15 protein-coding genes are annotated in these 20,820 nt (G+C 62.6%); 1 reads left to right on the plus strand and 14 read right to left on the minus strand.

Annotated features, from left to right (window positions below; translation table 11 throughout):
- Window positions 1–154: 154 nt before the first annotated feature.
- The 14 genes from CAF73_RS23190 to glgA all read right to left on the minus strand — a co-directional run bounded on the left by CAF73_RS23190 (window position 155) and on the right by glgA (window position 19,988).
- Entirely contained in the window at window positions 155–1,225 is a 1,071-nt protein-coding gene (locus tag CAF73_RS23190; protein ID WP_085704009.1) for an autotransporter outer membrane beta-barrel domain-containing protein, read from the minus strand.
- A 323-nt stretch (window positions 1,226–1,548) separates the two neighbouring features.
- A complete protein-coding gene (locus tag CAF73_RS23195) occupies window positions 1,549–4,152 on the minus strand; it encodes an autotransporter outer membrane beta-barrel domain-containing protein (protein ID WP_256574795.1) in 2,604 nt (867 codons plus the stop codon).
- A gap of 112 nt (window positions 4,153–4,264) precedes the next feature.
- Window positions 4,265–5,062: an endonuclease/exonuclease/phosphatase family protein gene (locus tag CAF73_RS23200; RefSeq protein WP_085704053.1), complete on the minus strand. Its 798-nt coding sequence runs from the start codon at window positions 5,060–5,062 to the stop codon at window positions 4,265–4,267.
- Window positions 5,063–5,153: 91 nt separating this feature from the next.
- Complete coding sequence (locus CAF73_RS23205) at window positions 5,154–5,915, minus strand: PIG-L deacetylase family protein (protein WP_085700689.1); 762 nt, start codon at window positions 5,913–5,915, stop codon at window positions 5,154–5,156.
- A 183-nt stretch (window positions 5,916–6,098) separates the two neighbouring features.
- Window positions 6,099–6,758 (minus strand): glycosyltransferase family 2 protein, encoded by a 660-nt coding sequence (locus CAF73_RS23210; RefSeq protein ID WP_085700688.1) that lies wholly within the window; start codon window positions 6,756–6,758, stop codon window positions 6,099–6,101.
- Entirely contained in the window at window positions 6,755–7,354 is a 600-nt protein-coding gene (locus tag CAF73_RS23215) for an SAM-dependent methyltransferase (protein ID WP_085704014.1), read from the minus strand. The genes CAF73_RS23210 and CAF73_RS23215 overlap by 4 nt, the downstream gene beginning before the upstream one ends.
- Entirely contained in the window at window positions 7,351–8,109 is a 759-nt protein-coding gene (locus tag CAF73_RS23220) for a PIG-L deacetylase family protein (protein WP_085700686.1), read from the minus strand. The genes CAF73_RS23215 and CAF73_RS23220 overlap by 4 nt, the downstream gene beginning before the upstream one ends.
- Entirely contained in the window at window positions 8,106–9,104 is a 999-nt protein-coding gene (locus tag CAF73_RS23225) for an acyl-CoA dehydrogenase family protein (protein ID WP_085704017.1), read from the minus strand. Before CAF73_RS23225 ends, CAF73_RS23220 begins: the two co-directional genes overlap by 4 nt.
- 1 nt (window position 9,105) lies before the next feature.
- The gene (glgX, locus tag CAF73_RS23230) at window positions 9,106–11,265 is read right to left on the minus strand and encodes a glycogen debranching protein GlgX (RefSeq protein WP_085700684.1); all 2,160 of its coding nucleotides are present in this window, start codon (window positions 11,263–11,265) and stop codon (window positions 9,106–9,108) included.
- A gap of 108 nt (window positions 11,266–11,373) precedes the next feature.
- Window positions 11,374–11,706: a DUF2934 domain-containing protein gene (locus tag CAF73_RS23235; protein ID WP_085700683.1), complete on the minus strand. Its 333-nt coding sequence runs from the start codon at window positions 11,704–11,706 to the stop codon at window positions 11,374–11,376.
- Between the two features lie 29 nt (window positions 11,707–11,735).
- Window positions 11,736–14,510 carry a malto-oligosyltrehalose synthase gene (locus CAF73_RS23240; protein ID WP_085704020.1) on the minus strand — a complete coding sequence of 925 codons (2,775 nt, stop codon included), beginning with the start codon at window positions 14,508–14,510 and terminating at the stop codon, window positions 11,736–11,738.
- Window positions 14,507–16,585 carry a 4-alpha-glucanotransferase gene (gene malQ, locus CAF73_RS23245; protein ID WP_085704022.1) on the minus strand — a complete coding sequence of 693 codons (2,079 nt, stop codon included), beginning with the start codon at window positions 16,583–16,585 and terminating at the stop codon, window positions 14,507–14,509. The genes CAF73_RS23240 and malQ overlap by 4 nt, the downstream gene beginning before the upstream one ends.
- Window positions 16,582–18,384, minus strand: coding sequence for a malto-oligosyltrehalose trehalohydrolase (gene treZ / locus CAF73_RS23250; RefSeq protein ID WP_085704025.1), 1,803 nt, complete (start codon window positions 18,382–18,384; stop codon window positions 16,582–16,584). Before treZ ends, malQ begins: the two co-directional genes overlap by 4 nt.
- 17 nt (window positions 18,385–18,401) lie before the next feature.
- Window positions 18,402–19,988, minus strand: coding sequence for a glycogen synthase GlgA (gene glgA / locus CAF73_RS23255; RefSeq protein WP_085704028.1), 1,587 nt, complete (start codon window positions 19,986–19,988; stop codon window positions 18,402–18,404).
- A 636-nt stretch (window positions 19,989–20,624) separates the two neighbouring features.
- Here glgA and CAF73_RS23260 point away from each other — a divergent pair.
- A partial coding sequence (locus tag CAF73_RS23260; RefSeq protein WP_139834869.1) for a hypothetical protein occupies window positions 20,625–20,820 on the plus strand: 196 nt, incomplete at its 3' end.

Here is a 20,820-nt window from a genome sequence, read left to right on the forward strand (position 1 = left end):
TGATCGTTCCCACGTCGAGGCGTCGAACCGTCTGCGTGGGAATGCCTCTAGGGACGCTCCGCGTTCCAGCTCTGGAAGGGGCGCGGAGCATCCCGGGCTGCATTCCCACGCGTACGGTTCGACGCCTCGACGTGGGAACGGTCAATAGAAGAGCTCACCAGCGCATCCGGACTCCCAGGCTACCAATCAACCCGTTCAGGTCGTTGTCGTCGACATCGCTGCTGTAATCGGCGCTGACGTACAGGCTCACCGTCGGCGTCATTTTCGCCACCAGCCCCAGGCCGAGTTCCACGGTCGAGGATTTTCGGCTGCTGCTGATCTTGTCCACCTGATCCAGCGTCACCGTATTGCCGGTGTACACCGTGTGCCACAAGTTCGTGCGCACGTAGGGTTCGACCGGCAGACCGTTCAGGTCGTAGCTACCTTTCAAACGCGCACCGACCCGGCCGCTCCACGACGAAATATCACTGGAAGATGCTTTGCCCGAACCGGCATAGGGCGTGTCCAGGGTGATGCGCTGGTTGATCAATTGCGCCTGCGGTTCAACCACCCAGTTTTCACTGAGGCCGATCGGGAATCCGCCTTCCACCGACAAGGTCATCGCGCTGCCTTCTGTGGCCAGGCGTGCGCCTTGCTCGTTTCGGCTGAACCCGCTGACCCGGCCGCCACTGGCTGACAGATCGACGTGCCAGCCCTGGGGACCGATCAAACTGTAGTAAGCGCCCAGGCTCTGGCCTTGCAGGTTGAGGGTGTCGGTGGTCGGGTCGGCGAGGGCGCGGCTGGTGATCAGGCCGTTGCCATTGGCCTGGATCCGGTTGATCCCGCCGATCAGGCCGACCTGCTGGGTATGGCCGCTGCTGCTTTTCAGGGTCAGTACGGCCGGGCCTTTGAAGTCACCGGTGCCGGGCGTGGCGAAGCCCGGGCTGAGGACGTCGGTTTGTGCCTGGCGGGACGTCTGGCCGTAGAGTTGATCCCAGGCGGAGGGCGCAAGGTCTTCGGTGATCAGGTCGGCGCCGCGCAGATCCGGTTGCGGGCTCAGGCGTTGCGGGCCCGGGGTCACGATCGTGGCGGGGAGGGTCATGACGGGGATGTTCTGGCGATACCAGGGCGTGGCCTCGTCCGTCGCAGGTCCCGCCTGCGCCTCCATGGACGAGCACAGCAAGATAGAACTTGAAACAGTGCAGAACGTGACTTTGATCTCTTGTGAGGTGAGTGAGGTTTTCATGGAGTTCTACCTTGCTAGCGCATGTGGTATCTCGCCTTGGCGTCTCTCCTACCCCGAACGAGGGGCGACCGAATGGAGCGTGGCGAACCCGTGGCCGCCCGTTTTGACGAATGACCTGAGGTTCGCCCCGAGTAGTACTTCCGGGGGTAGTAAGGTACAGCTAAGAAGACCGGAGCCCATGCGTCAAGAAAATGGACGATGAGTGGTATGGCTGAATCAGAGATTGCAAGCGTTTGTTTTTATGCACATATCTAAGTTGTTGTTTGCTGGGGAAAACACGCTTCGAGCCGCGAAACAGAGCGCTTGCTTAGCCTGCTATCGACTTACCAACTGATGCGAATACCCATATTTGCCGCCAGGCCACGCAGGTCGTTACTGTCAATATTGCTGCTGTAGTCGGTGCTGGCGTAGATACTCACGGCGCGGTCGAGGGTCAGTACGACGCCGAGACCGACATCCGCCGTCGACGATTTCTGATCACTGTCGATGGTCGTGGTGCCGTCGAATGTCACCGAATCGGTGCCGGAAAACGTGTGCCACAGATTGGCCCGAAGGTATGGCTCCAATGGTAGTCCGTTGAGCTGATAACGCCCTTTGAGCCGGGCACCGAGGCGACCGGTCCATGCACTGTCGGAATCGAACGATACCCGCGAGATGCCATCGTTTTGACTGTCGAGCGAGATCTTTTGGTGGATCACCTGCGCTTGCGGCTCGATCACCCAAGTGTCGTTCAGGGCGAACGGGTAACCGGTTTCTGCCGAGAGCGTCAGGGCGTGGCCGCGATTATCCAGTTTCAGCCCACGGTCGGAGCGGCTGTCGCCGTCGAAACGCGTGCCCATCACTACCGTGTCGATGTACCCGCCGTGCGGATCGGTCAGCGTCCAGTACAGGCCATAGCTGTCGCCCTCCAGTTTGATCTTGCCCGCGCTGTTGTGTTCGAAGCCTTCGTTGAAGCCGTCCACATCGCCCCTGATCCGGCTATGGCCGACGAACAGGCCGAGGCGTTGGGTTCGCCCGCCCGAGGTCTGTGAGCTGTACAAATCGTTGCCGACCTGAAACCCATTGAGTGAACCGTCCAGTCGTGGCGTGACGGTGCCGGCCCAGGTCTGGTCGAGGTTCTTGCCGTAGACCCGGCCCCAACCGGCGCTGAAAGCTCCCGTTTCGCTTAACAGACGTTGCTCGCCCTGACGGTCGTGGAAAGTGCCAAGTGCGCTGAGGGTCAATTGGGCGGCCGCGGGTGGCAGGACCGACCAGGTGGGGACTTCCGGACGATAGATCGGAATCGGCGCTTTACCTGCCACGGCGACGGGAAGCACCGGCTGAACGGCCAATGACAGATCCGGTTGCCCGGATGCCGGAATGATCGCGGCCGCCACCGGCACAGGCACTACCGGCACCAGAATCGGCGGCAGTGTCGGGTCGGGATTGGGCACGCTCAGCACTTGAGGGGCGACCACAGCCGAGCGCAAATACCAGCTGTTTTCGGTGCCGGCGGTGACACCACCCTTGAACAGATAGTAGTCATAGGCCCCCGCCGAAATCGGGCCGTTGAGGACGAAGGCGGAATTGTTGCTCACGGCAGTGCCTTGGGCCTGCACCAGTTGAATGCCGTTTTCCAGCGTCAGTCCGCCCGGCCCGCCGAGGTTGCTCACCGTGATGGCGGTTGCGCCGCTCAAGCTGCCGTTGTTGACCACCAGTCTGTCACTGGGTGCGCCGTCGCCGTCGAGTACGCTTTGCAATAACAGTTGCCCGCTATTGCCGACGTAGTTGCCGTTGATCGTCAGCGTGTCATTGGTGCGGCTGTTGTTGTGGGTCAGGTCGATGATGCCGGCGTTGTTGAACGTCACCGCTTGTCCGGCCACGGCGGGCGACACCGCGCCCTGGGTGGAAAACACGCTGCTGCCGGCGTCCACGTTCAGCGCACCGGTGCCGCTGACAGTGTCGCCGAGCAGCAAGGCGCCCGAGCCCAGGTCCAGCTGCGAGGCGTTGTTCAGGTTCACCGTTTCCCAATTGCTGAAACGCGCCGGCAGCGCAGTGCGAGTATTGTCGAACGTCAGCACATCGTTGCCTGCACCGCCATCAAGGTTCGGCGTCAGTGCCAGCACGCTGTCATCAAGGTTGCGCAGCGTGGCGTTGTCATTGCCGCCACCCATAAGAATCGCCGATCGGACAATGCCGCCGCCGTCCCACAGCAAACGGTCTTCACCGGTACTGGCGCGAATTTCACCGACAATTTCTCCGCCAGTGATCGTGATGGCGTCATTGCCTCCACTGACACTCAGATTGCCGCCTATCAGCCCGCCGGAGATCCGAATCGTGTCATCGTCGAAACCTGTCACCAGATTATTGATGATCCGCCCACCGGATAATTCGAAGACGTTTTTATCGAGCTTCATGTCGACGCGTCCGATCGTGCCCCCGCTCATTTGCGCAAAGTCGCCGTCCTCAAAGGCCCCGGTGATAGTGCCACCGGTCATCTGGAAACTGTCGAAGCCATCGCCTTGTGCCAGTGAGCCGATAGTGCCCGCGTGCATGATGAACGTGTCGACAGCGTTGCGCTGATGAACCTCACCTGCGATAACGCCGCCGTCGATCTGCAACACATTGGCGCCGTTGCCCATATCGAGATCGCCGGTGATTGTCCCGGACTGCATGAGCACGCGATCAGCCCCGGCGCCGAACGTGACGTTGCCGGGAATATTGCCGGTGCCATTGGCGGGAAAACTCAAGCTGTTGTTGCCCGACAGATCGGAAAGAGGCGCGCTGCCAGGACTGTCACAGGTGTATTGATCGTCACCCGCTGTCGGGCTGAAGGCGCACTGGGCCAGCGCCGATTCCGAGGAGTCCAGTAGCAGCCAGATTGAAAAGGCCAGCAAATGATGGCGGGCAAGGAAAGTGCCGCAGGCGTTCATAAGGTCACCACGCATTGGCGCCGGTGTTCGGCGCAACGGTTTCAACCTAACAAGGGCATGAGGAGCTGCCTACTGTCAGAACTGACAGGGGAAGCGGGCGAATCGGCAGACAAATGGCGTCTACGCCCTAAATGTGCACTTCTACTGCCAGCGGTAAATGATCCGACAGATGCGTCCACGGTTTGTTGCCAAGGATCTGCGGGTCGTGGCTGCTGGCATTGCGCAGGTATATCCGGTCCAGTCGCAGCAACGGGAAACGCGCAGGGTAAGTCTTGGCCGGACGGCCGTGATGACGTTCGAAGGCTTCGTGCAGGTAGTCGCGGCGGGCGAGGGCGACGTTGCCCTGCAACTGCCAGTCGTTGAAGTCGCCGGCGATGATCACCGGGGCATCGTCGGGCAGGGATTCGAGCAACTGGCAGAGCAGCTGCAACTGCAATTGCCGATGGCTTTCGAGCAAGCTCAGGTGCACGCAGATGGCATGCACTTCGGCATGCCCCGGCACATCCAGGACGCAATGCAGCAGCCCGCGCCGTTCCGGGCCGGTGATCGAGACGTCAAGGTTGCGGTATTCGCGGATCGGGTATTTCGACAACAGAGCGTTGCCGTGATGGCCATCGGGATACACCGCATTGCGGCCGTAGGCAAAGTCGCTCCACATGCTGTCGGCGAGAAATTCGTACTGCGAGGTCTGCGGCCACTCGTTGTAGCGGCTGGAATGCCGCTCGTGTTCACCCACCACTTCCTGCAGAAACACCAGATCGGCCGAGGTGCTGCGTACCGCTTCACGCAGTTCCGGAAGGATGAAACGTCGATTGAGCGCGGTGAAACCCTTGTGCGTATTGACCGTCAGCACCCGCAGGCGATGGATGGCGGACGGGGTCGAGGTCTGTGCGTCGACGGCATGACGCTTCGGATCACTGGACACGTTCACTCCTCTGAATCATGACTGCCTGTTCATGCGACTGATCCGGACGCGGGCAGTTCACTTTGAGTGGCTGACCGCGCCCGACGGATCATCAGTCGACGAAGACGATTTCGTAAGGCAGGCGCATGCGTTCCAGAATCGACTTGGGCAGCAGCGGTGCGATACCGATCGCCGGTTCGCCAATGAGCTGGCTGGCGTAGGCATGGGTGGCGTGGCTCTTGCGCGCGACGGTCCAGGTATCGAGTCGCAGTTTGCGTGCGCGATGCCACGGTATCTGAGCCTGGTCCCGCTCCGGCCAGTGCCAGGCCCAGACCGGCACGTCGTGAAAAGTGGCGCCGACCTGTCTTGCGGCTTTGGCGCTGGCCCGGCCGACCGCTTCATGATCGGCGGTGCCGTCCTGGCACCAGGTGCTGAAGACCACGTCGCCGGGGCGCAGGTAGCGGGCGATGAACTCGGTCAGTTGGGTTTCCTGGTCGAGCAGGGCGTTGTCGGTGAAACCGCCGCGTACCCATTTCAGGCTGTGCATCGGCATGCCCAGACGGCGCAGGGCTTCGACGCTTTCCTGCGGGCGGAACACGCTCAGGCGTTTTTCCGACCACTGACGCGAGCCCGGATGACTGGCGCTGCCATCGGTGATCGACAGCAGTTGCAAGGGATGCCCGAGGCTGGAAAGCAGTTGCAGCAGGCCGCCGCAGGTCACCACTTCATCGCCGGGGTGCGGGGCGATGACCACGGCGCGAACGCCGGGTGGCACCAAAGTGTGAGTATTGATGACGGGAATGTTGTCGAGCTGCGGGGCGCTGTTCCAGATCTGCGCCGGCAGGCCGCTCTCGCTGAGGGATAACGATTTCATCAGTGATACGTCCTTGTTGAGTCTCGCCCTCAGTCGTACAAGCGCTGGTCATTCCAGGCGTGTTCGACCCGTGAAGGCTGGTGGAAAGCCCTGCAGCGCTCCGAACCCTGGATTGCTGCGCAGCAGAGTATTGCTCAAGACGGGCGGTTCGTCGCGTCACAGATCAACCTGATCCGCTTTTTTTTATTCAGTCTGTGCCAACTGTCGCAGATAGTCGCCAAAACCGCCCCGTGCGCGACTGTCCAGACGGGCGCTGGTGATGACTTGCGGACGATGGCTCCAGGCGATGCTGGCTCCTGAACGCTCGAGTTGACGCACCAGCTGCACGTCCTCATCTCGGGGCAACGGCTCGAAGCCGCCGGCGCGGACATAGGCTTGCGCGCTGACACCCAGATTGGCGCCATGGATGTGCCGGTGGCCATCGCAGGCCCGGTAATCACGGTGATAGCGAATCTGTGCCGCCTCATCGAACCCGTCTTGCCAGCGGTCAACGGTCACCGTGCCGCAGACCGCATCGGTGCCCAGCCCCAGCTGTGCCACCAACCAATCCTCGGCGACGCGGCTGTCGGCGTCCGAGCAGGAAATCCAGCGCGCACCGCGCTCAAGCAGGTGTTGTGCGCCAACGGCACGGGCCTGACCGACATTGCGCGCTTCGATGCTCAATGCTTGCACCGGATATTGGCTGACGATGTGCGCCGAGCGATCGGTACAACTGTCGAGCACTACGAGGATTTCCACCGGTTCACCGGCCAGCAGGGAGTTTTCGGCGGCCCGCAAGGCCGCGCGCAGGCATTCATCGAGCCATTGCTCTTCGTTGTGCGCAGGAATCAGGATGCCGATCATCGCAACCCCTCCAGCGCGGCCACCGAACGGGGTTCGCGGCTCCAGACTTCCAGCAGAAAGTCCGCTTCCTGATGCAGAACCAGTCGCGGCAGGTGCAACTGTTCGTGAATCAGGTCGTGGACCTGTCGCGCATTGAGCGGGCAACCTTCGATGGGCGGGCGCCAGTGACAGGCCAGCAGTTGCCCGTCCGCCGTCAATGAATCGCTGATGCGCCGGATGACTTCCGTCAGATCCTGCCGGTCGAGGTAGTAGCCGATTTCGCTAAATACAATCAGGTCGAATTTTTCCTCAGGCCAGTCGCTCGGCAAGCGTCCGTGCCGTACCTCGGCGTGGTCAAACAGGCTCAGCCGAGTACGCGCCAGATCGGCAGCGGCGGCGCTGGTGTCGCAGCACAACAGCCGATCGCAGCGCCCGGCCAGCGCCGCACTCAGTTCACCATTGGCGCACCCCGGTTCGAAGATGGCCCGATAGTGCGGACGGGGCAGGGCTGCCAGCGTCACGAGGCGTTTGCGTTGTTCGTACCAGCGCTGGCGAAATCCCCAGGGGTCGTTGTTGCCCGTGAACAGGCCTTCGAAGTAGCGGTCCTCGACACTCATAGAAAGACCACCTCGAACGGTTGCAGCAATCGATCGATGACATAGGGCGCGAGCACCGGAGCGAGTCCGGCTTGCGGATCGCCTTCCAGCTGGCTGGCGAACGCATGCACCGCGTGGCGTTTGCGCGCGACCTGTGCGGGGCTGAGCAAAATCTTGCGTGCCCGCTCCCACGGCACGACGGCGTCTTCGGGGGTTGCCCAGTGCCAGGTCCAGACCGGCAGTTCGTGGCAGATCGCGCCCACGCGCCGGGCCGCCTCGACACTGGCGCGGCCGACAGCTTCGTGGTCGCTGTGGCCGTCTTCGCGCCAGGTGGTGAAGATCACATCGTCGGGATGCAGGTAGCGGGTCAGGTATTCGCACAGCATCGACTCGCTCGCGGCGACCTGGGTGTCGGGGAAGCCGCCGCGCAGCCATTGCAACTGGTGCATGGGCAGGCCGAGGCGGCGCAGGGCTTCGGCGGACTCCTGCGGGCGCACCACGCTCAGGCGCTCCACCGGCCAGCGATCCGATCCCGGATGACTGGCGCTGCCATCGGTGACCGAGATCAATTGCAGGGTTCGGCCCGCCGCCGCGAGCCGTTGCAGCAGTCCGCCGCAACCGAGCACTTCATCATCCGGATGCGGCGCGATCACCACCGCCCGCGATCCCGGCGGTACCAGTTCGAGAATGTCGATGCTGTCCACCGCCGCCAGATGACGTGAGCCCTGCCATTCGTGCAGTGAGGTTCCCTCGCCGACGATCGGATTGCGCTTCATAAGGCCCAACCCTCGCGCGGTTGCTGAGCGATCAGTTGGCCCAATGCCGCCAGATCACGTTCGGCGTGGCTCTGGCGCAGATACACCGGCAAGTCCGCCGCCAGACGGGCAAAGTGTGGATCCTTGCAGAACGGCCCGGCGCCGAGTGCCCGACCGGTCTCGCGAATGACCTGTTCGGCGGCATCCTCGACCACGGCGCGCACGCGACGGGCCAGCAACTCGGCGTTGCGGTGAGGATTGCTGTCGATGTTCAGGGCACTGACCCGCAGCACCTCAGCGGCCCCGTGCAAGGCGCTGTCGACGGCGCCGAGACTGGCCAGCGCGTGGGGCTCTTCACGTCGCGCACATTGCTGGCGCAAGCGCTCGCCGATCTCCCTCGCGGCGCCGTACCAGCACGCGGCGATCCCGATCCCGCCGTGCCAGAAACCCGGACGTTGCAGATAGTCGCCAGGGTCGCCGATCGCCTGGGCCTCGACATCGTCGAACAGCACTTCGACGCTGCCGGTGGCCGCCATACCGACCGCTTGCCAGCCCTGATCGGTCACGGTCACACCCGGTTGATCGAGGGCCACGGCCACCAGTTGCTGACGATCGTCCTCATCCCATGCGGTGAGCAGGGTGTGACTGAGCACCGCCGCCCCGGAGCACCAGGCCTTGCGCCCGTTCAACCGCACCATTTGCCCCGACCGGCTGACCCGAACCCGCGCCTGCGGTGGTTCGGCCGCCCACATACCCCATGTGCTGCCGGGCGTCGGCGAGCCACCCAGTTGCTCGATGATCGCCAACGCGTCGGTATGGCCTTCGTAGAGTTTGCACAGCCCCAGATCATGCCCGCCGACCTCGGACAGCCGTTGCCAGCGCTCCAGCGTGCGGCCGCTGCCGGGCAGTGGCAGACGGTCGAGACCGGCCTCGACCATTTCCCGCAGACACAGCCCGAGAGCGGTGGTATCGCGGTAATCCGGCGCGTGCCGTGAGAGATAGCCGGGCAAGTCCATGTCAGTCCTCTTCTTCGCGTTGCAGTTCAAACAGCAGCAGCGAACGCCCGGTGACCGAATACTCGTGACCGAACGTGAAGCGCTCCTGACCCCGGATCGATGGTTGGTTGGTGTCGATCATGCAGGTCCAGAAGCTGCCTTCAGGCACTTCCGGCAAGGTGAAGTTGACGATGTCGTGATGGGCGTTGAACACCAGCAGCAACGTGGCGTCGGCGCCCTTGCGGCGGATCCCGGTTTCCTGCGCGCGACCGTCGAGCAACATACCCATGCAGCGGTTATGCGCGTCATGCCAGTGTTCGGTGGTCATCTCCGTGGCATCCGGCGCGAGCCAGGTCACGTCCTTGACGCCGATGTCCTCGTTGTATTCGCCCACCAGAAAACGCCCGCGTCGCAGGATCGGGTAGGCCAGGCGCAACTTGATCAGGCGTTTGACGAATTTCAGCAGCGCCTTCCCGTCTTCGCTCAGGTCCCAGTTGACCCAGCCGATTTCGCTGTCCTGGCAATAGGCATTGTTGTTGCCGTCCTGGGTGCGGGCGAATTCGTCGCCGGCCACCAGCATCGGCGTGCCCTGGGACAGCAGCAAGGTGGCGAAGAAGTTGCGCATCTGCCGGTGGCGCAGCGCGTTGATTTCCGGATCGTCGGTGGGGCCTTCGACGCCGTGGTTCCAAGACAGGTTGTTGTTACTGCCGTCCTGATTGTTTTCGTCGTTGGCCTCATTGTGCTTGTCGTTGTAGGAGACCAGATCGTTGAGGGTAAAACCGTCGTGGGCAGTGACGAAATTCACCGACGAATAAGGCCGGCGGCCGCGCTGGTTGAACATTTCCCCGGAGGCGGTCATGCGACTGGCGAAGTCGGCGAGCTGGCCGTCGTCGCCTTTCCAGAACGCGCGTACGGTGTCGCGGAACTTGTCGTTCCACTCGACCCAGCCCGGCGGGAAGTTGCCGACCTGATAACCGCCGGGGCCACAGTCCCAAGGCTCGGCGATCATTTTCACCTGGCGCAGTACCGGGTCCTGGCGGCAAGCGACAAGGAAGCTGTGGCGCTCGTCGAAACCGTCGTGATAACGGCCGAGGATGGTCGCCAGGTCGAAACGGAAGCCGTCGACGTGCATTTCGCTGGCCCAATAGCGCAGCGAGTCGGTGACCATTTGCAGCACGCACGGGTGGCTCAGATCGAGGGTGTTGCCGGTGCCGGAATCGTTGATGTAGAAGCGCTTGTCGTCCGGCATCAAGCGGTAGTACGAGGCATTGTCGATCCCGCGCATCGACAGGGTCGGGCCTTGCTCGTTGCCCTCGGCGGTGTGGTTGTAGACCACGTCGAGAATCACTTCGAGATTGGCATCGTGCAGGTGCGCGACCATTTCCTTGAACTCGGCAATCTTGCCGCTGGCCAGGTAGCGCGGGTCCGGAGCGAAGAACGCGATGCTGTTGTAGCCCCAGTAATTGGTCATGCCTTTGTGCAACAGATGCTGATCGTTAACGAAGGCGTGGATCGGTAGCAGCTCGACGGTCGACACACCCAGTTTGCGGATGTGTTCAAGCACATCTTCAACCATCAGCCCGGCAAACGTCCCGCGTACGTTTTCCGGCACGGACGGGTGGCGCATGCTGATGCCGCGCACGTGGGTCTCATAAATGATGGTCTTGTCCCACGGCACGCTGACGCGATGGTCGTGTCCCCAGGTGTGTGCCGGGTCGATGACTTTGCACTTGGGGACGAAGGGCGCGCTGTCGCGCTCGTCGAAACTGAGGTCGGCGTCCGGGTGACCGATGGTGTAGCCGAACAGCGCCTCTGACCATTTCAACTCGCCGACCAGTTGTTTGGCGTACGGATCGATCAGCAATTTGTTGTGGTTGAAGCGGTGGCCGTTGGCCGGGTCGTACGGGCCGTAAACCCGGTAACCGTAAATCAGCCCGGGATGCGCATCGGGCAGATAGCCGTGGTAGATCTCGTCGGTGTATTCCGGGAGTTCGATGCGTTCGAGTTCGACTTCGCCGGCATCGTCGAAAATGCACAGCTCAACCTTGGTGGCGTTGGCGGAAAACAGCGCGAAGTTGACCCCCAGACCATCCCAGGTCGCACCGAGCGGGAAGGGCAAGCCTTCACGGATGCGCGAGGGTTCGGCGTGCGCGGCGGGCTCGGCTTTCTTTGGACGGGTCATAGGTGCTCCTGCAAAAAATCGGGGGTGGGTATTTTTTCGAGGACGAGTGCGCCCTCGGTGGCGAGCGAACCCGCCACACGGTCATTCAATTCAATGGTTGGGGACGCGTCAGACCGCTGGCGGCTTGCGCGGTGCGCGAGGTTTTTTCTCTGAGGCTTTTTCGCCCGGGGGAATAACTTTGGCGGCACTGGCTGGCTTGGCCTTGGCCGCGGTCGCTTTGGGTTTGGCTACGGGCGCCTTGCCGTCGGCGGCTTTGCTGGTGGCGGTCTTGCCGGCAGTTTTACTGCCGGCGGCCTTGGGCGATTTCTTCGGTGCCAGCGCTTCGGCTTCGGCCAGTTTGCGCGCCATCTCCCAGTGGCGAGCTTCCTGGCCTTCGGGTTTTCCTTCTGATTCCCAGATCTGATAGGCGAATTCGCGGATGCGTTTATCGTCGGTACTCATCGCAATGCTCCTGAACTGAACTCATGCTGCTAGACGTGTTGAATAAGCAGATTGACCGGGAAATCCCCCAGCGCGGCGCTGACGTGCAGCTCCCTGTTTTTTGTGACTGCGCTGCTTGAAAAAAGTCCCTTCAGATTTTCGTCAGAGGCGTCGAACGGTAAAACCACCCGCGTATCGCCCCAGCGCAGCGCATCGACCTTCGGTATGGCACTGTTTTCCAGCAGTGTTGCGCAACGGATCGGCACGACTACGATGACCCGTTGCCCCCCATGCTCGCGGGCAAACGCGAGCACGTTGTGCGCCTGGCTGCCCAGCACCTCGAGGGCCTGGTACGAACCGCGGCGGAACAATTCGCTGTGTTCGGTGCGCAACTGCAGCACCTGAGCGATCAAGGCCTGCTTGATGCGCCCGTCACGCCAACCCGATAACAGCTCCTGGGCGGGCGTCGCCTTCAGGGTCTGTTCGCGCAGGCCGTAGTCCACCGGCCGGCGGTTGTCGGGATCGACCAGACTGAAATCCCAATACTCGTTGCCCTGATACAGATCCGGCACCCCCGGCACCGTCATGCGCAGCAAGGTTTGCGCCAGCCCGTTAAGGGCGCCGGCCGCGGCGATGCTGTTGACGGTCTTGGCCAGCGCCCCGCGCAGCAGTTCGCCTTCGGGGGCCAGCAGCAATTGTTCGGTGAACGCTTGGGCTGCGTTTTCGTAAGCCTCGTTCGGCGCACTCCAGCTGCTTTGCAGCTTGGCTTCGCGCAGGGCTTTCTGCTGCCACTGCCAGACACGCTTGGCGTAGTCGGCGAAACCGGCCTGATCGTCGTCGCGCAGGTCCAGCGGCCAACTGCCGAGCAGCGCCTGATAGAGGATCAATTCGTCTGCCGACGACGGCAGTTGATCGTCATGGCGCAGCGGCCGGGCGAGGGCGCGCCACAACTCGACCTGTTCGGCGTACCAGTGGCTGCGTTCGCTGAGCACGGCCAGCCGCGCGCGGGTGTCTTCGCCGCGCTTGTGATCATGGGTGGCGGTGGCCAGCAGGTTGTCCGGGAAGCTCGCCAGCCGTTGCTGGTTCACCGCGTGAAAGTCGCTGACCGGCGCGCTGAACTGTTCGGTGTTGTAGCCGACGTCATTGCGCGACAGCAGCACCGCCGAGCGATACAGCGCGGTGTCTTCCACCGCTTTGGCGGCGGCTGGCGAGGTGAGTTGCTGAAAGCGCACGCAGGCGTGTTTCAGAATCTTGCGCGAACGGCCACGGGGCTTGCGTCGCCACGGCTGGCCGCCGAGCCAGCCGGCTACGGAGTCCAGCACTGGCCAATCGGCTTCGCTCAATGCCTGCCGCGCCCCGTCCATGGCCTGTTGGAAAAACACCTCGTCCCGCGCGGAGCGGCCCATCGGAGTGATGTAAGTGCGATAGACCGGGAAGTGCACGATCAGCGCCTGCAACACCCGGCGGATCGAGCCGAGCGTGAGGTCGCGGGTCATCAGGTCATCGCGCGCCACTTGCAGCAGGGCCTGGGCGACGCTTTCGCAATCGCTGGCCAGCGAACCGTTGAGGATCTGCTGGCGCGCCAGTTGCGCCTCTTCGATAAACGCAGAGGGACGTTCGGTGCGACGTTTCCACAAATCGCCCAGCACATGTTCGCCGTCCGGGTCGTGTTGCAGCAGCGACAACTGATTCATGAATTCGTAACCGGTGCTGCCGTCCACGGACCAGTCGGTGGGCAGGGTTTCACCGTCGCCAAGAATCTTCTCGACGTAGATCGGCAAGTGTCGGCCCGGTGCCAGGTGGTCGAGGCGCCGGCGCAGTTTGCGGCAGTAACTGCGCGGATCGGCGAGGCCGTCGATGTGGTCGATGCGCAGGCCGTCGATCAGGCCTTCGCCGATCAACTGGAAAATCTTGCCGTGGGTGGCCTCGAACACCGCCGGACGCTCGACGCGCAAACCGCCAAGTTCGTTGATGTCGAAGAAGCGCCGCCAGTTGATGTCATCCGCCGCCGTGCGCCAGCTCGCCAGACGATAGCTTTGCCGCTCGAGCAGTTGGTGCAGACGCTGAAACCCGTCTTCGGTCTTCGAATCGTAGCGGGTCAGGTTGCGCTGGATGGCCTGCAGAACGTCGGGGTCGCTGGCCAGTTGCTGAAGTTCTTCCTTGAGCGGGAGGGCCAGCGAGCGGGCGTCGGTCTGATAACTGAGCGCGCTGAAGCGGTCGGCGAGGGCTTTGAGCGCTTCGTTCGAGGTGTCATCGGCTTTGAGCAGTTCGCCGTAATCGCCGGGGCAGATCGGGAAGTGGTGTTCGTAGTGCTCGACATGGAAGGTACCGCTCTCGGCGTTGAACACCAGCGGCAGGGTCGCGTCCTGTAGCGCGACGCCGTAATCGCTGCCAAGAAACGGCAGCAGCAACTGGCCTTCCATCAAGGGGTGCGGCGAGTGCCACTGAATGTCGAAGAACTCGCCGTAGGGGCTGAGCCGTCCCCATTCCAGCAGATCGAGCCACCACGGGTTGTCACCGCCACCTACCGCCATGTGATTGGAGACGATGTCGAGGATCAGCCCCATGCCATGCTCGCGCAGGCTGGCGACCAGGCGACGCAAGGCCGGCTCGCCGCCGAGTTCCGGATTGACGCGGGTCGGGTCGACCACATCGTAGCCGTGCATCGAGCCCGCGCGGGCGGCGAGCAACGGCGAGGCATAAATGTGGCTGATGCCGAGCCGGGCGAAGTACGGCACCAGCGGCACTGCTTGATCAAGGGTAAAGCCGCGATGAAACTGCAGGCGGACCGTGGCCCGCGGTGTCTGGATAGGCAATGTACTCATCGGTCACGCTCGGCTGCCTGAAGACGCGCGCAAGCCAACAGTTCCAGGCGTCTCGCGGCGTCGACGCCGTCAAGCAGCGCTTCACTGGTGCCGGGCAGGCGGCGCGACCAGTTGGGGTGGGTGTCGATGGTGCCGGGCAGGTTGGCCTGTTCGTCGAGGCCCAATGCATCTTCCAGTGGCAGCAGCACCAACGGCGCTCGGGTGTGGCCGAGGAAACGTACAGCGGCGTCGACCACCTGATCGGCCTCGTGGGATTCCTCGCGAAAGTTTTGCGGATCCTGGCTCAGTGCACCGCGCAGGCCCTCGCGCTCGCGTTCGCGATAACGGCGCCAATCGATTTCGCCATTGCCATCGATGAGCCCGAGCCGCGCGTTCCAGTCGATGTCGCGACCATGCCACCAGCCATTGAGTGTCGGTAGATCGTGGGTGCTGGTGGTCGCGAGAGCGTTGTCCGGCCAGTCGAGTATCGGCTTGAAAAAAGTGTTGTCCTGTTCGAACAACAGCACGCGCATGCCGAGCATGGCGCGGGCGATGAGTTTTTCCCGCAGGCCATCGGGCACGGTGCCGAGGTCTTCACCGAGCACGATCGCTTGATGGCGATGGGACTCGAGGGTCAGCAGACGCAGCAAGTCGTCCACCGGGTAATACAGGTAGGCGCCGTCCGCCGGGGCTGCACCGTTGGGGATCACCCATAACCGTTGCAGACCCATGACATGGTCGATGCGCAGCCCGCCGGCATGGGCGAAGTTCGCGCGCAGCATGTCGATGAACGCGCGAAAACCGTTGCGCACCAGACCTTCCGGGGAAAACGCGGAAATGCCCCAGCCCTGTCCGGATCGATTGAGAATGTCCGGTGGCGCGCCGACGGTCAGCGAGGCCAGCAGTTCATCCTGAAAACTCCAGGCCTGGCTGCCGGCACCGTCGGCACCCACCGCCAGGTCGGCGATCAGGCCGATGCCCATGCCGGCGCTGCGGGCGGCGGTCTGGGCGCGTTCCAGGCAGCGGTGGATCAGCCATTGGCAGAATGCGAAGTAGCTGATGCGCTCGGCGTATTCCTCGGCAAACGCGCCGAGGGCGGCGCCGCGCGGGTCCTGCCAGTGTTCCGGCCATTGGCGCCAGTCGAGGCTTTCGCCTCGGGCTGCGCGCATTTCCTGGATGGCTTCGAAGCGGCAATGGTTTTCCAGCGCTTCGCCACCGGCATCGCGGAAGCTGGAGAAGTCTGCATGTAACGGGTGTTCGCCACTGATGAAACCGTCGTACAAGGCTTGCAGCAGTTTCAGTTTGGCCTCGGCGGCTTTTGGCCAGTCGATCAGTTTCAGGTTTTCCAGTTGTTCGAACTGATCGGTCAGGCCGGCTGCGGCAATCGCATCGCGCAGCGCGCGCTCGCCAAGAATTGCGCCGGGCGCGGCGTACAGCGCATTGAGAAACAGCCGACTGGACGGCGAGTAGGGGCTATAGCGCCCGGTGTCGGCGCTGAACATCGCATGCAGCGGGCTGATCGCCAGCGCATCGGCACCACGCTCACCGGCCACCCGGGCCAGTTCTTCCAGTGCCTGGGTGTCGCCGAAGCCGCCATCGCCGGGGCGGCGCAAGCCATAAAGCTGCACGCTCAGGCCCCACACGCGGGGGATCGGACTGTCCACCGCGTCTCCGACGCTGAAGCAGCGTTCCGGTGCCACGGCGAGAGTGAATTGTTGATCGGCGATGTGCACTTGCTGGTAGCCGACCGGAATCTCGCCCGGCAACACGGCCTTGGCGTCCAGCTTGAGGCTCAGGCGCGAGCCGTCTTCAAGGTGAATCTCGCAAGGGGTTTCGGGTTGGAAATAGCGGGCCAGGTCCAGGCCAACGCCGACGTCTGCGGTGAGCAGTGGAGGCAGCTGGCGGTTTTCCTGTACTTGTTGCAGTTCGAGCAGGCTGGCGTCGATTTCCTGGGCCGTTCCGGCCGGGTGACCGAGGCCGGTCAAAACATTGCGCAGCACCGCCGGGGCGACTTTTTGCTGGCGGCCATTGGCGTCGATCCAGTCGACGGCAAGGCCGGCCCGGCTGGCGAGAATTTCCAGTTGCGCATCGCTCATAGGCGCTCTCCATCCAAGGGTGGCAAAGGGGTTGCGGCCGTGAGGCTGACGAGCGCGCAATACGGGGGCAGTTGCCCCTCATCCGTCAGACCTGCGGTAGCGGGCTGGCGGAACAGCCACACCGGTTCGGTCTGTGGAAGGTTGACCACTGGCGTGTCGCCGAGGTTCAGGTCGATTCGCAGCTCGCTGCCATCGCCCAGCCGCCAGCGTGCGCTGACGGCGCCGCGGCCCAGTACGTGGGCGCCGAGCGCCTGCGTACCGGGTAAATGCGCAATGATGTGCTGGTGGCGCAACTGCAACAGTTGCCGATACAGCGCCAGTGTCGCCTGCTGTGCCGGCGTACCGCTGCCGGTCAGGCGCGGTTGCGAGGCATGGAAAGTCTGCGCGGCGTTGGGATCGGGAATCTGCTCCCGTCGCTGTGGGTCGGCGAAGGCGCTGAACGCTGCAAATTCGTTGCGTCGGCCTTCGCGCACGAGCTTGGCCAATTCGCCGTGATGGCTGGTGAAGAACAGGAACGGTTGTTCGGCAGCGTATTCGTCGCCCATGAACATCAGCGGAATCATCGGCGATAGCAGCAACAGCACCGTGGCGGCTTGAAGCGCGCGCGGGTCGGCCAATTGATGCAGGCGTTCGCCAAAGGCGCGGTTGCCGATCTGGTCATGGTTCTGCAGGAACAGCACGAACGCGGTGGAGGGCAGATGCTCGCTGGGCTCGCCACGGGGCGTGCCATGTCGGGTGGTATGCCCCTGAAACACGAAGCCCTGGCTCAAACAGCGGGCCAGTTGTTCGGTGGGTTGCTCGGCGTAGTCGGCGTAATAGGCGTCGGTCTCGCCGGTCAGCAGCACATGCAAAGCGTTGTGGCCGTCATCGTTCCACTGAGCATCGTAGGCGTCTTCCAGCAGGCTGGCCTGATTGTGTTCATTCTCCACGGTCAGCCAGACGTGGCGGGTCGGGTCAATCTGCTGACGTACGCGCCGGGCGAGTTCCTGAAGGAAATCCGGGTCCTCGATGGCGTGCACCGCGTCCAGGCGCAGGCCGTCGAAACGGTATTCCAGCAGCCACATCAATGCGTTTTCGATGAAGAAGTCCCGCACTTCGCGACGACGAAAATCGATGGCCGCGCCCCACGGCGTATGTTTGTCTTCGCGAAAAAAGCCTTTGGCGTAGCGATGCAGATAATTGCCGTCGGGACCGAAATGGTTGTAAACCACGTCGAGAATCACCGCCAGGCCATAACCGTGGGCGCTGTCGATCAGGTGTTTGAGTTGTTCCGGCGTGCCGTAACTCGCTTGCGGCGCGTAATGCAGCACACCGTCGTAGCCCCAGTTGCGATCACCGGGAAATTGCGCAATCGGCATCAGTTCAATGGCCGTAATGCCGAGCCCGGCCAGACGCGCCAGATGCTGCTCGACTTCGGCAAACCCGCCGAGTGCACCGACATGCAGTTCGTAGATCACCGCCTCATTCCACGGCCTGCCGTGCCAGGTGGTGTTGCGCCAGGAATAAAGATGAGGATCGACCACCACGCTGTGACGGTCGAGGTCTCCGTCCTGCGCCCTGGAGGCGGGGTCGGGCACCTCCAGTTCGCCATCGATATTGAAACGGTAGCGGCTGCCGGCCGGGCAACGGCTCTTGATCACGAACCAGCCATCGCCTTGAGGCAGCATGGGCAGGGACTGACCGTCGTCCAGCTCGACGCTGACGTAAAACGCATCCGGCGCCCACAACGCGAACTGCGTGTGGTCGGCATCCAGCATGATCGCGCCGTGTGGCCAGCTTTCAGGTGTCCGTGACGCCATCGTTGAAACCTCCCTGGTTATTTGTGGTGCGTTTTGCCCAGCGCCTTGGTCACCAGTTGTTCGTAGAGTTCGGCGTAGGGTTCGACGGCTTTGCACCAGTTGAACGGCGCGGCCATCGCCCGGCAGCGCATCGCGTGCAGCAGTTCCGGGAAAGCAAACACCTTGAACGCGCGGCTCAGGGCTTCGCGGTAGCTGTCCGGTGTCGATTCGTTGAAGAGGAAACCGGTGACGCCGTTTTCGATGGTGTCGGCCAGCCCGCCGGTATTGCGTGCCACCGGCAGCGAGCCGAAACGCTGGGCGTACATCTGGCTCAGGCCGCAAGGCTCGTAACGCGATGGCATCAGCAGGAAATCGCTGCCGGCAAACATGCGCCGGGCGTCGGTTTCATTGAAGCCGATGCGCACGCCGATCTGGCCGGGGAAACGCAGCGCCAGCTCGCGCATGGCCTGTTCTTCTTCCGGTTCGCCACGACCGATGATCGCGATCTGGCCACCGTTCTGGACGATGTATTCCGACACCGCTTCGGTCAGGTCCAGGCCTTTTTGATAGACCAGACGCGAAACCACGGCAAACAGCGGGCCTTCGGAGTCATGCAGACCGAACAGTTCGCGCACGTGGGCGGCGTTGATTGCCTTGCCTTCCCAGTCGCCGATGGCGAACGGCGCGAACAGGTGCGGATCGGTGGCGGCGTCCCAGCTTTCATCGATGCCGTTGGGGATGCCGCTGAGCAAACCTTGCTGGGTCTTGGCGGCGAGAAAGCCGTCCAGACCACAGCCGAAATCCGGGGTGGTGATTTCTTGCGCATAGGTGGCGCTGACCGTGGTGATGTGGCTCGAATAGGCCATGCCGGCCTTGAGGAACGACATCTTGCCGTAGAACTCCATGCCTTCCTGTTGCAGGGCATGGGCGGGAATCCCGAGTTCCGGGCACGAGCCCAGACTGGTCACGCCTTGATAGGCGAGGTTGTGAATAGTGAACAGAGTCGGCGTGCGCTGCCCGCGCCAGTGCATGTAGGCAGGCGCCAGCCCGGCCGGCCAGTCGTGGGCGTGCACCAGATCCGGGCACCAGTGGATTTGGGCGAGGTTGGCGGCGATGTCGGCAGCTGCCAGGCCCAGACGGGCGAAGCGAATGTGGTTGTCCGGCCAGTCGCGACCGTTGTTGGCGCCATAAGGGCCGCCGTCGCGGGCATAGAGTTCAGGGCAGATCAGCACATAAATCACCAGACCATCGGGCATGTCCATGCGCCCGATCTTGCAGGGCGGCAGTGCGGCGTGGCCACCCAGTTCGCCGATGATATGGATCGGATTCTCGCTGTTCATCACTTGCGGGTAACCGGGGATCAACACCCGGACGTCATGCAGATGCGCCATGGCGCGGGGCAGGGCGGCAGAAACGTCTCCCAGACCACCGGTCTTCACCAGATCGGCGATTTCCGAGGTCACGAACAACACTTTCTTCTTGTTGGGGTTCTGACTGGCCACTGGCGTCAGTGTCTTGGTGCCCGGGACGTTGATCGACCGGCTGCCGGGAACGCTTACGGTGCTCGATTCACCCATCGGCTGATGAGCCCGTTCTCCCTGAATTTCCAATGCCGCACTGATCATATGAATCTCCCGTTTTGTTTGATCTGATTCTTGTCTTGAACAAGCGATGTCCATGGCCAAGTCCTGTGGCCGGGCGCAAACGCGCCACGCATCGGTGAGCAAACGCTACCCAACACGCGCAAGCAGAATGGGTGAAGAGGCCGTTGCAAGGAACGAACCAAACGCTTTGGCCCAGTTGTTCAGATGACCCGGTGCGATCAGCAAAAGTTTCGATTAATTTTCGGCTTTGTGACCGCTCGGTTTAGCTCCGCGAAAACCAGTCTAGGTCAGATCCTAGAGCGGGCCAGGGCAATCGGATGAATTGTTCGACAATCGGTGGGAAGACCTCGAATCTTGCGGGCTGCACGGTGTAACGCACCGACGAAGTGCATGTTTGCCCGTACGAGTGGATCACAACAGTGACTTGTTGGTCGCGATTTAGAGCGCTTCGTGTGGGCGGCTGCACTGTTGCGGTGCGCAGTTTGTTGCCGTGTAGTTCATTTTTCAGAGACGCATCCTACAAGAAGCCTGGAAGTATCTGACTGCGCCTGAGCGCGAAGCCCAGCAAAGTCCTGTGTTTGGATATCACCAGGACCTGTGAATGTTTACCGTCGCTCACTCAGTCACCATCAGGTTCGTCACCGGGATGGCGCGCCCATGACCCATCCCGCCATCCTCGACGCTGCCGCCGCCTCGAAAGCCCCCATCGTTGCGCCCGCAGCTTGCCCGCTGGAACAAACCCATGTGCAACTGCTGCCGTTGAGCTACGGCCTGGTGGAAAGAGCGTTCGATCCGGGCACCGAATTGAAATTGCCGTACACCTTGACCGCGCGCCCGCTGGGCATCCGTCGTC

The sequence above is a fragment of the Pseudomonas sp. B15(2017) genome (assembly GCF_002113215.1).
Taxonomy (GTDB): domain Bacteria; phylum Pseudomonadota; class Gammaproteobacteria; order Pseudomonadales; family Pseudomonadaceae; genus Aquipseudomonas.

Bases quoted from the DNA above. Each gene is read 5' to 3' on its own strand.
- treZ (WP_085704025.1), bottom strand. From the start codon at position 18,384: ATGGCGTCACGGACACCTGAAAGCTGGCCACACGGCGCGATCATGCTG.
- CAF73_RS23240 (WP_085704020.1), bottom strand. From the start codon at position 14,510: ATGAGTACATTGCCTATCCAGACACCGCGGGCCACGGTCCGCCTGCAG.
- glgX (WP_085700684.1), bottom strand. From the start codon at position 11,265: ATGACCCGTCCAAAGAAAGCCGAGCCCGCCGCGCACGCCGAACCCTCG.
- CAF73_RS23225 (WP_085704017.1), bottom strand. From the start codon at position 9,104: ATGGACTTGCCCGGCTATCTCTCACGGCACGCGCCGGATTACCGCGAT.
- CAF73_RS23215 (WP_085704014.1), bottom strand. From the start codon at position 7,354: ATGAGTGTCGAGGACCGCTACTTCGAAGGCCTGTTCACGGGCAACAAC.
- CAF73_RS23220 (WP_085700686.1), bottom strand. From the start codon at position 8,109: ATGAAGCGCAATCCGATCGTCGGCGAGGGAACCTCACTGCACGAATGG.
- CAF73_RS23235 (WP_085700683.1), bottom strand. From the start codon at position 11,706: ATGAGTACCGACGATAAACGCATCCGCGAATTCGCCTATCAGATCTGG.
- CAF73_RS23195 (WP_256574795.1), bottom strand. From the start codon at position 4,152: ATGCGTGGTGACCTTATGAACGCCTGCGGCACTTTCCTTGCCCGCCAT.
- CAF73_RS23210 (WP_085700688.1), bottom strand. From the start codon at position 6,758: ATGATCGGCATCCTGATTCCTGCGCACAACGAAGAGCAATGGCTCGAT.
- glgA (WP_085704028.1), bottom strand. From the start codon at position 19,988: ATGATCAGTGCGGCATTGGAAATTCAGGGAGAACGGGCTCATCAGCCG.
- malQ (WP_085704022.1), bottom strand. From the start codon at position 16,585: ATGAGCGATGCGCAACTGGAAATTCTCGCCAGCCGGGCCGGCCTTGCC.
- CAF73_RS23205 (WP_085700689.1), bottom strand. From the start codon at position 5,915: ATGAAATCGTTATCCCTCAGCGAGAGCGGCCTGCCGGCGCAGATCTGG.
- CAF73_RS23190 (WP_085704009.1), bottom strand. From the start codon at position 1,225: ATGAAAACCTCACTCACCTCACAAGAGATCAAAGTCACGTTCTGCACT.